Below are 10,527 nucleotides of genomic sequence, written 5' to 3' on the forward strand. Positions count from 1 at the left end.
CCAAATCGACAAACTGAATAAATCATCAATAAGATAAGGCAATACACATGAGTAAAGGTCTTTAATCTAAATACTTTTGCATAATCAGACTGTTACTACATTTTTAAGGTTGACTGTTTTGGGAATCGTTGGTATAGTAAATATCAGAAAAGAGAAAATTTTGTCGAATCATGACACTTATATTATTTTAAACGGCGAGAGGAGCCTGATTTATTATGATGAAATCCACTGGTATTGTAAGAAAAGTTGACGAGCTCGGACGTGTTGTTATTCCAATCGAATTGCGTCGTACCCTGGGAATCGGAGAGAAAGACGCTTTGGAAATTTATGTTGATGGCGAACGCATCATGCTTAAAAAATACGAGCCTGCTTGTATCTTCTGCGGCAATGCTGAGAACGTAATTTACTTCAAAGGGAAAATTGTTTGCCAAGATTGCATTTCTGAAATCCCAACACCTGTGACAAACTGAGAATTTTAGTATATAATAGACTTATCAGATATTGTTAATTCTAACCTTTTTCATATATACTCCTTGTTGCCTTCCACGGTTTGAACCCAACCGTTGGAAGGCCCTTTTTTGTTTAGACAGATATTCATAAGAGTGCGTTGTAAACATCTCTCTTGGAGATTGAACGATCTGTGGCTGTACGCTTCATTGCATCCTTACGTGTAAGTCCCTCTGCCTCGTAATGTGCGACGTGGGACTCCAAAGATAAGGACTGCCACCACGCCTGACGTTCCTGTTCCTCTTCCTCTTCGTCTTTTCCTTCAACCACCAGGCAATATTCACCAATCGGTGGATTTCCCTCTAGTCTAGCAAGGCATTGCTCCACGGTTCCCCGAACCCATTCCTCATGCAGCTTGGTCAGCTCACGCGCAAGCACCACTTTGCGTGAACCTAATGTTTCCTTCAACACCATCAATGTCTTCACAATGCGATGAGGCGATTCATAAAAAATAATTGTGCCGTGAGATACCTGAAACGATAGCAACAGCTTCTCTAGATCCTTTTTCTCCCGTGGTGGAAAGCCAGCGAAGGTGAACCTTTCTGTATCCAGTCCTGAGGCAATTAAAGCCGATAGTGCCGCATTTGCTCCTGGGATAGGAATGACGCTAATTTCCGCTTCCAGTGCCAGCTTGACCAGATCCGAACCAGGGTCAGAAATGGCCGGTAGACCTGCATCGCTAACCAGTGCCAAATTTTTTCCTTCTATTATATAACGTATCAGTTCAGGCCCACTGGCAGCCTTATTATGTTCATGATAACTGAAGAGCATATCCGGTGTAATTTCGAAATGGGTGAGCAGTTTGCGTGTCTGCCGCGTATCTTCGGCAGCGATAATACTACATGATTTTAAGGTGTTAATCGCCCTAAAGGTCATATCGTCCAGATTCCCAATGGGTGTTGCAACAAGATACAACTTTCCCCGTTCTTCTTCGCTGGTACTAAAGCTTTTTTGTACAGCTGCTTTCACACAGAATCCCCCTTGCTTACTTCTCCATAGATATCTCTTATTTCCTGAGTATAATTCCCATTTTCCTGATATACAATGAGCGGAGGCAACAGACGAACCTCCGGTTTGCCGTCACGTAATGCTTCAACCAGTACCATATTGGCTTCCATATGAACTCGTGGGTGAACAAAACGTATTCGTTTGGGTTCCAAACTATGATTACGCATCAAGGTTATAATCTCACCCAATCGCTGCGGGCGATGAACCATGGATACTTTGCCCCCATTACGGACAAGCCGGGTGGATGCCTGAATGACTTCTTCCAGTGTACAGTTCACTTCATGACGGGCAATTGCCTGGTGAGGATTCAGCTTGATATCGCTACCATTTAGCGGCATATAGGGGGGATTCACGGTAATCGCATCATAAACACCATGTCCCGTGATGTGAACCAGCTCACGTAGGTCCCCTTCCCGAATCTGAATTGCTGCTTCTAATCCATTCAAGCTGACACTACGTCTAGCCATATCTGCCAAGCGTGGTTGAATCTCAATTCCTTCAATAGACGCTTTTGTTCGTGTCGTTAGCAACAACGGGACAACCCCATTGCCAGTACACAGATCCAGGATCTTTCCACGCTGTGGAATACCAGCAAAACGTGCCAGCAAGACCGCGTCCATCGAGAAGCTGAATACTTCATCACTTTGGATAATGCGCAAATTATGTGAAAGTAAATCATCAATTCGTTCAGACTTCTTTTCATTTTCGTCCATAATGCTCTCCCATCTTTTATAACCAAAATCGCTTTTCACTCATACTTCCTTACAAAAAAGCCGTAGGCATCTTGCTCCTACGGCTTGTTTTTATTTATTCAAAAATGACAGACAGAAGAGGCAATCGCCTTCCGTTCGCAAATGTCCGTAATACACGTTGCATATATGAAATCCTTCATGATACAGCCTTGCTAGATTGTCGTAGCCTTCGCCCACGACCTCACCCGTTTGCCCTTCATCCTTAATGACGATCGGAGGAGGAAGCTTCGGCTTGTTTGCCGTCTTTTCTTCTCCAGAGGTTTCACGTTTGAGCATCTTGCGCACCTGTTCGTTTTCAATCGTTAGTCGTTGATTTTCCTCCAGCAGCTCTTTTACTGCCAGTTTCAATTCACCCAGATCGCTATGCAACTGTCCCATTTGGGTTTCCATTTCGTGAATACGCGCAAAAACATTTAATTTATCCAAGTTTCCACCCCGAAGCAACCTAATGGTTTACTTGACGACTACATCGTCCATTGGAAGTTCCTTGACCTTACTGATCTCAAACAGTTGAACATGCACCGTGCGATGACCTGCATTCACACCTACGACTTTACCTTCTCCCAAAGAGGTGATAACCATCTTACCCACCTGAGGTAGCTCTTCTCGCATGCTTTCGTAGTTATCATGTTCAAACTTGAGGCAGCACATCAATCTCCCGCACAACCCGGAAATCTTCGTCGGATTCAGCGACAAACTCTGATCCTTCGCCATCTTAATAGATACCGGCTCAAAATCCCCCAGCCATGAGGAGCAACACAGAATACGTCCACAAGGTCCGATTCCGCCAAGCATTTTAGCCTCATCCCGTACGCCGATCTGCCGCAGCTCGATCCGTGTACGAAAAATACTGGCCAAGTCCTTTACAAGCTCTCGAAAATCCACCCGACCCTCTGCCGTAAAATAAAAAATGATCTTATTGCGGTCAAATGTAAATTCTACATCTACCAGCTTCATTTTAAGGCCATGGTCTTTAATTTTATTTAAACACGTGCCGAATGCATCCTTGGCCGCCAATTTATTCTCTTCTACAACAAGAGCATCATCATCCCCAGCAATACGAATGACTTTTTTTAAGGGCAGGACAACATCCGAATCATTTACCTCTTTTTTGCCCACTACAACCTTGCCATATTCAATACCGCGCGCGGTCTCTACAATGACGCAGTTTTCTTTCTCCACTGGAAGGTCCAGCGGATCAAAATAATAAGTCTTGCCCGCCTTCTTGAAACGGACACCCACTACACTATACAAAAATTAACCCCCTTGTATGCCACTAAACCTCATTTGAAGCCGACATTGTACGAATGGCCGCAATTGAAGTCTCACTGTCGCACAAACCGGGAACCTGGCGTCGCGGATTGTGCAGAGTGGAACAAGCGCGCCTTCCTGTTAGCCGGTGATAGAACCGCTTGTATCGGACAACCCAATCAGAAGCTGCTCCACGCATAATTGCCCGTTGACGTGAAAACGGAGCTTCTTCCTGCAATTCGCGGCCAAATCCATATAAGAGACCCATTGTTCCGTGCTGCGGGTGATTGCCAATTTGGAGACGGACTCCAAATGATCTATGAAAACAATGCTTTCGTGCCTTCCGTAACGGAAATGAAGCATATCCTTAAACCACAAATGAAACAGATGAAACAGAATATCCAGGTGTTCAGAAAGTCCAGTTTTAAAAATCTTCTGTTGAGCCAGAATAATAGACGAGCTCCCCCGACTCATGGACTCCTTCACTAATTGTAACACTACGTTTCTAATTTCTGCAAACCAATTCTGCTGGAGAATTTCTCTACATGATTCCAGTCCTGAAGCAATATGAACGACCGACCGGACAAGCCCTGCCGTATAGCCTTCCCCAATTAACGCCTGCATCATCACTTCCGGCTGTAAAGCGTGGAAAGGAACCTGCTGCGTCCGTGATTGAATCGTAGGTAGCAACGCCTGTCCATTTTCAGAAATGAGTATACCGACCACTGGAATCTGGGGCTCCTCTAGAAATTTAAGTAGGCTATTAGCAGCTTGCACTGTCATGGTATCCGCCTGTCGAATAATATATACCTTCGGATTGGAGCTTTCAGATTTGTAAGAAAATATACGTTGAAGCCCGCGAATCTGATCAATTTTAATCGTAGCTCCATCCGGCTCTACAATGTGCAAATCTGGATGATTCCCGTGCTCTACCTTACGGCACGACAAGCACTCCCCACATGCATCATCCGTCTGTCGCTCACAAAATAAAGCCTTAGCAAAGATCTGCGCCATGTTCATCTGCCCGCTTCCCGGCGGCCCGCTAAAAACATAGGCATGGTTGACCGTATGATTCCGTAGTGCACTTTGCAGCATTTTTTTGGCTACATCCTGGCCCATTATATGTTGAAAAGACATATTTCCTCACTTTCTCCACTGAAAACAACTGTGATCCCTCAGCAAACCGTTGTTCTTCCGGGCAAACTTTGTTGCTATTTTCATGATTCCAACTTCAAATCCTCGTTTTTCGGGGCAACTGCTGCTATTTCCGTATCACGTCTGCCCACATATACATAGTCAAAAATAATCTGCCAGCATGATCAGCAAGCAGATTATTTCTTCGTGGCAACAGCCCGTCTGTATTCATTTATAACATAAGTCTGCATTAAAATGAGAGATTAATCAGCAATCCTCTGATCTCACCGACCCCTTGCAAAAGCTCAATCTTGCCTTGTTCAGTTTCAAGCAGCTCATCCGCCATTTTGAGCAACAGCTCATCCACTTCATCAATCAGCTTATAACGTTTGCTGCGTCCCCGGCGATCCCAACCCTTTGTGTCCTTCATGGACACGCCTCGCCGAACTGTATCTTCCAAAAAACGTTTAACCAGCATCTTATAAGCCTTCAACTCACGAATCGTCATTGAACGTGCAAGACGATCTCCCTGCATTTGTATTTCCTTAAAGCGCCGATTCAATTCCTCCTGCGAAGCCTGCTCCCCATTTTGCTGCATAACGTCGGAGAAGCTCTTGGGCTGAATTGGCTTTGCACTCATTTCATTTGTAGACAATGTACTTTGTAAAGGGCGATAGCCCGGATTTATTTTCATATAAACCTGCTTTCTCCCCGGATGCTTCCACTTTCCCCCTTCATGAACAGTTCAAACTAGAACTCGGGGTTTCTTCGGCTTTCCGGGGACTACGCTGTAGCGCTGCCGTTTTAGTGGATCTGCCCTCACTCCCATCATGTGAGAAGATACAGGCGATTCCCCTATCATATCGGCAGAATAGGCCCTATTGTGTAGATTCAGAAATGCTCGAAACGGTCTACAGGCATCACGAATACCGTCGCTCCACCCACCTGCACTTCAACAGGTAACGGTAAATAGGAATCCGTCGTCCCGCTCATAGGGGTAACGGGTGTGACCAGCTGTTCACGAACCTTGCAACTGCTGCGAATGACGTTCATTAATGAGTCCACCTGATTGTCATCAACACCGATCATAAATGTCGTATTACCTGCACGCAGAAATCCTCCTGTGCTCGCCAATTTGGTAGCACGGAAATTAGCTTTCACCAGTCCGCTGGATAATCTATTACTGTCCTTATCCTGTACAATCGCAATAATCAGCTTCATCCTGTATTCCTCCTTCAAGTCATATTAGAGACAACCTTGTCCCTAGCTCAATTTTACCGTATATCCTTCGACAATTATATGCTAAAATTCTGAACAAACCGCTTTTTCAGCAAATCCTTCAATACTTGCTCCACCTGCTCTGGCGCCGGAGATGCATCAACAATTGTAATTCGCTCCGGAAATTTGCGAGCCAACTCCAAATATGCCTCTCGCACCTTATGGTGAAACGATATACTCTCCATGTCGAGGCGGTCCATTTCTGCTCCTCGTGACGCATTAATTCTTGCCAATCCCAATTCGGGCTCAATATCCAGATAAAATGTGGCATCCGGCTCCCAATCATCCACCGCGAAGCGATTAATTGAAGCTACCTCTTCAATTCCGATCCCTCTTGCAAATCCTTGATAGACCAAGCTACTATCCACAAAACGATCACATAATACGATAGCTCCCTGTTCAATAGCCGGCTTTACCTTCTCCACCAAATGCTGACGCCGCGCCGCCGCGTATAAAAGTGCCTCTGTTCGAGCATCCATACTGGTATGAGCAGGGTCCAAAATGATAGAGCGAATCTTTTCGGAAATTTCGATGCCACCCGGCTCCCTCGTCGTGATGACTGGATAGCCTTCTTCCTCCATAAACTTCGCCAGCCGTTGAATCATAGTTGTTTTACCGGAGCCGTCTCCCCCCTCCAGTGTGATAAAAATGCCTTTGCGATTCATGTTATTCCCTGCTTTCCTGCCTGAAAAATAAAAGTCACCCACAGGCTACGTATGCTTCTTTTATTCAGTCTTCTGTATTTGTTAAGTCTCTAGTATCTAATCTTTATTGTAAACGGAATACCCGAATTGTAAGCATACTTTCATCTGCTATCCCATGCCACTTGGCTCCCAGCTCACGTAGACGACTCATCCGCAGTGCAATCGCTTCTGTGATTGTTTCTCCTGTATATAACAGCGGAATACCTGGAGGATACGGGATAATCATTTCAGCCGCTACCCTGCCAGCGGAATCCTCTACAGACACGTTCTCTATCTGATCCGGGCTAATCGGTCGAAGTCCAAACGGCACCGGACTAGAGTATCCCTTCATTCTATCATTGTTCCACGTGGAAAAATCTAATTCGAGTCTTTGCAGCTCTTTTTCCGTTGCCCCCGGCTCACCAGCCGTCTCCTTAAATCTTATATCATTATCTATATGCACAAGAGCCTGCAACAGGTGACTCGCATCCTTAGGCGTAGAGCCTAACGTAAACAATAAAACAACATGTTTTTCGTCGCTCATCTCTGGAGTACATCCATAAGTCTCCAACTCATGCTTGAGTCCAAACCCATCCAGTATCCCCCATGTATCATACAGCACCAATTTAAAAGGGTCCTGGGTTGAATATCCGCTTATTCCCTCCTCAGCCCTTTCTAGGACCTCAGAGATTCCCCTGTGAGCGCCTTTCCCCTCTAGTACCTGCTGTGTAGGTTCTAGCAAGCGAAAGCGTGGGAGCTGCTCCAGGCCCTTTCTAAAAGCATCTGCCGCCGCTAAGCCCACTGTAAAAGCATCCGCTCCATACGCCTCTATATACCATCTTGCCAAATCCAGTGAAGCCATTAACGGATAAGAAGGGCTAGAGCTCTGCACCATCGCCAACCGCTGACGAAGCAGTTCCCGATGGATTCTCTCTCCCTGCACATGTAACATGGCACCCATGGTCATCGCTGGAAGCATTTTATGTGTCGACTGGACGACTACATCAGCCCCGCAGGACAGCGCAGAGGCTGGCAAACGAGGATGCAACCCAAAATGGGCACCGTGTGCCTCATCTACCAATAGCGGCACATGGGCTGCATGACAAGCCTTAGCCGTTGCCGTCAGGTCATGCCCCATCCCATAGTAATTAGGTAGTGTAAGTAACACCCCTTTAGCCGAAGGATAGGCCTTCAGTGCAGCCTTTATTGTATCCGTCGTTGGGGCAACCGCCAGTCCGCTTAGTGTATCTATTTCCGGATCCAGGAATACCGCGTTAGCCCCTGACAGCATGAGACCGTTCAGGACAGATTTGTGCACATTCCTCTGTACCAGCAGTAGATCTCCCGGCTCCGTACATACAGTTAAAATCATAGCCAAATTACCGACCGTGCTTCCTCCAATTAGCCAAAAGCTCTCTTCAGCACCAAAGCACTTTGCAGCCAGTCCCTGCCCTTCACGAATCACATCTTCTGGGTGATGCAAATCATCCAGTCCAGAAATTTCTGTCGCATCAATAGACATCACTTCTTGCAACAGAGACGCAATATTTTCATGCTCATATACTTGTCCATTTTTATGACCGGGTACATGGAAAGAAGCATTGCCCTGAGTCCGGTAACGTATTAGAGCTTCCATTAATGGTGCATGTACCGCCTTTTTCCCCATCATTCTGCAATCCTTCCAAACAAAGCTTTATATCTACCTTATTTTATCGTAAAATCAAGCGGAATCCTACTTTTACTCACAGAAAAAAAGGCCCGTATCGACAGACCTTGGAATGCCAATCCTTCAAAGACTAATTAGCAAAGGATATTATGCATTTTTCTGTACCCAGATTTGCTTTAATTGATCAATAAAAAAATGATATTTGGCATCAGTTGCATCCGTGTGCACCATTTCAGCTTCACACGTATCACAGATAAACTCGGAAACGATAAAAATGCCTTCATGCTTGTGCTGCCCGCATATAATGCAGCGGTGGCCGCCTTGATCATGCATATCCATCCCACCTTGTTTCTTTTACTATTAGTATGGGGCACTTTCTACTATTTTAAACCTTTTCATAGCCCAGTTCGACGATATACTCTATATATATTCCTTCTGGGCCATTATGGTGTTTGTACCCCGTATGTTTAAAAAACAGCCGTCTATGCCGATATAATAAGAAAAGCTCTTATGTATGGATACCCTTTCATCGGAGCCCTTGAACACTTCATCAGTGATAGCTTTTCCATTAATTATAGAGTAGGCTAGCTAACACTGGATGTTGATCATTCTGTATTTCTACAAAAACGATTAAATGCTTATTTAAAGCGGCATGAGCGAAGTACCGTCCCTTTTTCCGGCTGTGGACGGGAAGCCACTTGTGATGCAGTAGATTAATGAAAGGACTGTTCGCATGACAGAGGAAACCGGAACCAAAGCTACCTACTATCACTACAAGCTCATTAAAAAAATCAGTATACCGCGTCAACTAATATGGAGTCACATCACATTACCTATTATTATGCTTCTCTTTCTGCTTCTTGCCTTTTCCTGGACTAGCGTGTTTTTGTTTGCTCTTGCCTTTTTCCTAACCTTATGGGTACACTTCGTAATCTCACGATCTGTCCTATACATCGGTGGCGGAACATCCTTCCGCAAACGCTGGGCATTCCATCGTAAATTACCTTGGCTAGGCTATATGACAGACCAGTATATAGGCTATAGCATCTTTCGTCGTGTGCACATACATACCCTCTGGATCGGTATCTGCTTATCAGCCGTATTCATTCTCTGGTCTCCACCAGCCTTTACTGTATCCTTACTCTTCTGGCATCTATGGCTTATTGCACCGCGTCTATACATCCTCAGTCGGCTTACAGGCGAGAGAAAAGACGGCATGTTGAAGTTTACCGATGAAGATGCCTCATATTATCAACAGTAAATCTAACCACTCATTATCCGTACAGATAGAAAATTCAGGTCTGAACTAACCTACACCCATATAGACCGAAGCAATAAAAAAGGAGCAACCTCAACCGGTTACTCCTTTTTTTGTGACTTAACAACTGTAATCGTTATATTCGCTTATCAAGTAAACTTTTCCTCATCATTATCCTCGTTATTCATGTAGAGCATTTGATCAACATGCAAATATATAAAAGGAAGCCACCCCTACTCAACTGCAGTTCTGAGTGCTTCCCCATATCCGATCTCTTCATTCATCATTATACACAGCATACAATACGCTATGAGTTTACTAAAAATATGATCTACAATAAATCCTATGCTACTTACTCGGTTAAAAACCGTGTCCCTAATTAAGATCCACGCTTTTGCTCTTCACAACAGCCTTTCTGTCTTTTGGAACCAATACAGTAAAAGAACCATCATGCACAGATAAATGCACCATGTGTTTATTTTTCTGAAACACCTTCTGATTCGAGGTGGATAAATTCGGTTCCTCAGTCCAGCCCCAAGCTGCAATCTCCTCTAGATAAGGAGCAGGTAGACTATCACTTTCCTTCAATGCTGGCAGTGCATAGCGAACATAGTCCATGTCCGAATTACTGCTGGCCCGATCGGTTTTACTAGCTTCTTTGGGAACCGGAAACGTCTTCTCATTGGCAGCACCCTCAAACGATGTCCAAGAAGGCTCCTCCTCCACGCACCCGGTAAGAATCGCGACAGCGACACTGAATAGCACCAATAGAGCAAGCCATTTATTTCGCCGCATGATCTTCCCTCCTTACCAGCCTGATTGACTATACAAAATCCTATGATGGAGTTTGCATAATTCTGCAATAATGCAGCGTGTGTGTATGGGATTCAATACCTATATTATACAGGGTTTACTCTTACATTCCGTAACAAAAATGTTACCTTCCTTTTGTAAGGATATTTCTAAAGTATACGTATATGCAAAAAAAGA

General features: G+C 44.8%; 13 protein-coding genes. 2 read left to right on the forward strand and 11 right to left on the reverse strand.

What is annotated here, in order from left to right:
- The first annotated feature begins 215 nt into the window (after positions 1-215).
- On the forward strand, positions 216-470 hold the full coding sequence (locus NSS66_RS25415) for an AbrB/MazE/SpoVT family DNA-binding domain-containing protein (protein ID WP_007428005.1): 255 nt from the start codon (positions 216-218) through the stop codon (positions 468-470).
- 124 nt (positions 471-594) lie between these two features.
- Here NSS66_RS25415 and rsmI read toward each other — a convergent pair whose 3' ends face one another.
- The 10 genes from rsmI to NSS66_RS25465 all read right to left on the reverse strand — a co-directional run bounded on the left by rsmI (position 595) and on the right by NSS66_RS25465 (position 8,612).
- Complete coding sequence (rsmI, locus tag NSS66_RS25420) at positions 595-1,476, reverse strand: 16S rRNA (cytidine(1402)-2'-O)-methyltransferase (RefSeq protein ID WP_023986427.1); 882 nt, start codon at positions 1,474-1,476, stop codon at positions 595-597.
- Positions 1,473-2,228: a tRNA1(Val) (adenine(37)-N6)-methyltransferase gene (locus NSS66_RS25425; RefSeq protein ID WP_023986426.1), complete on the reverse strand. Its 756-nt coding sequence runs from the start codon at positions 2,226-2,228 to the stop codon at positions 1,473-1,475. Before NSS66_RS25425 ends, rsmI begins: the two co-directional genes overlap by 4 nt.
- 90 nt (positions 2,229-2,318) lie before the next feature.
- Positions 2,319-2,693, reverse strand: a complete 375-nt coding sequence (gene yabA / locus NSS66_RS25430) for a DNA replication initiation control protein YabA (RefSeq protein ID WP_025722558.1) — start codon at positions 2,691-2,693, stop codon at positions 2,319-2,321.
- 27 nt (positions 2,694-2,720) lie between these two features.
- Positions 2,721-3,521, reverse strand: a complete 801-nt coding sequence (locus NSS66_RS25435) for a PSP1 domain-containing protein (protein ID WP_013308110.1) — start codon at positions 3,519-3,521, stop codon at positions 2,721-2,723.
- A gap of 138 nt (positions 3,522-3,659) precedes the next feature.
- Positions 3,660-4,655, reverse strand: coding sequence for a DNA polymerase III subunit delta' (holB, locus tag NSS66_RS25440; protein WP_023986424.1), 996 nt, complete (start codon positions 4,653-4,655; stop codon positions 3,660-3,662).
- 247 nt (positions 4,656-4,902) lie between these two features.
- On the reverse strand, positions 4,903-5,346 hold the full coding sequence (locus NSS66_RS25445; RefSeq protein ID WP_013308108.1) for a YaaR family protein: 444 nt from the start codon (positions 5,344-5,346) through the stop codon (positions 4,903-4,905).
- A 197-nt stretch (positions 5,347-5,543) separates the two neighbouring features.
- Positions 5,544-5,873: a cyclic-di-AMP receptor gene (locus NSS66_RS25450; RefSeq protein WP_007427998.1), complete on the reverse strand. Its 330-nt coding sequence runs from the start codon at positions 5,871-5,873 to the stop codon at positions 5,544-5,546.
- Positions 5,874-5,947: 74 nt separating this feature from the next.
- Positions 5,948-6,595 carry a dTMP kinase gene (gene tmk, locus NSS66_RS25455; RefSeq protein WP_013308107.1) on the reverse strand — a complete coding sequence of 216 codons (648 nt, stop codon included), beginning with the start codon at positions 6,593-6,595 and terminating at the stop codon, positions 5,948-5,950.
- Positions 6,596-6,698: 103 nt separating this feature from the next.
- Positions 6,699-8,282, reverse strand: coding sequence for an aminotransferase class I/II-fold pyridoxal phosphate-dependent enzyme (locus tag NSS66_RS25460; RefSeq protein WP_340960052.1), 1,584 nt, complete (start codon positions 8,280-8,282; stop codon positions 6,699-6,701).
- Positions 8,283-8,426: 144 nt separating this feature from the next.
- Entirely contained in the window at positions 8,427-8,612 is a 186-nt protein-coding gene (locus tag NSS66_RS25465; protein WP_023986422.1) for a sigma factor G inhibitor Gin, read from the reverse strand.
- Positions 8,613-9,012: 400 nt separating this feature from the next.
- Between NSS66_RS25465 and NSS66_RS25470 the strand changes: the two genes are divergently transcribed.
- Positions 9,013-9,540, forward strand: a complete 528-nt coding sequence (locus NSS66_RS25470; protein WP_023986421.1) for a hypothetical protein — start codon at positions 9,013-9,015, stop codon at positions 9,538-9,540.
- Between the two features lie 372 nt (positions 9,541-9,912).
- Here NSS66_RS25470 and NSS66_RS25475 read toward each other — a convergent pair whose 3' ends face one another.
- Positions 9,913-10,332, reverse strand: a complete 420-nt coding sequence (locus NSS66_RS25475; protein WP_013308104.1) for a hypothetical protein — start codon at positions 10,330-10,332, stop codon at positions 9,913-9,915.
- Positions 10,333-10,527 lie beyond the last annotated feature (195 nt).

Source organism: Paenibacillus sp. FSL R10-2748 (genome assembly GCF_038005565.1).
GTDB classification, from domain to species: Bacteria; Bacillota; Bacilli; order Paenibacillales; family Paenibacillaceae; genus Paenibacillus; species Paenibacillus polymyxa_B.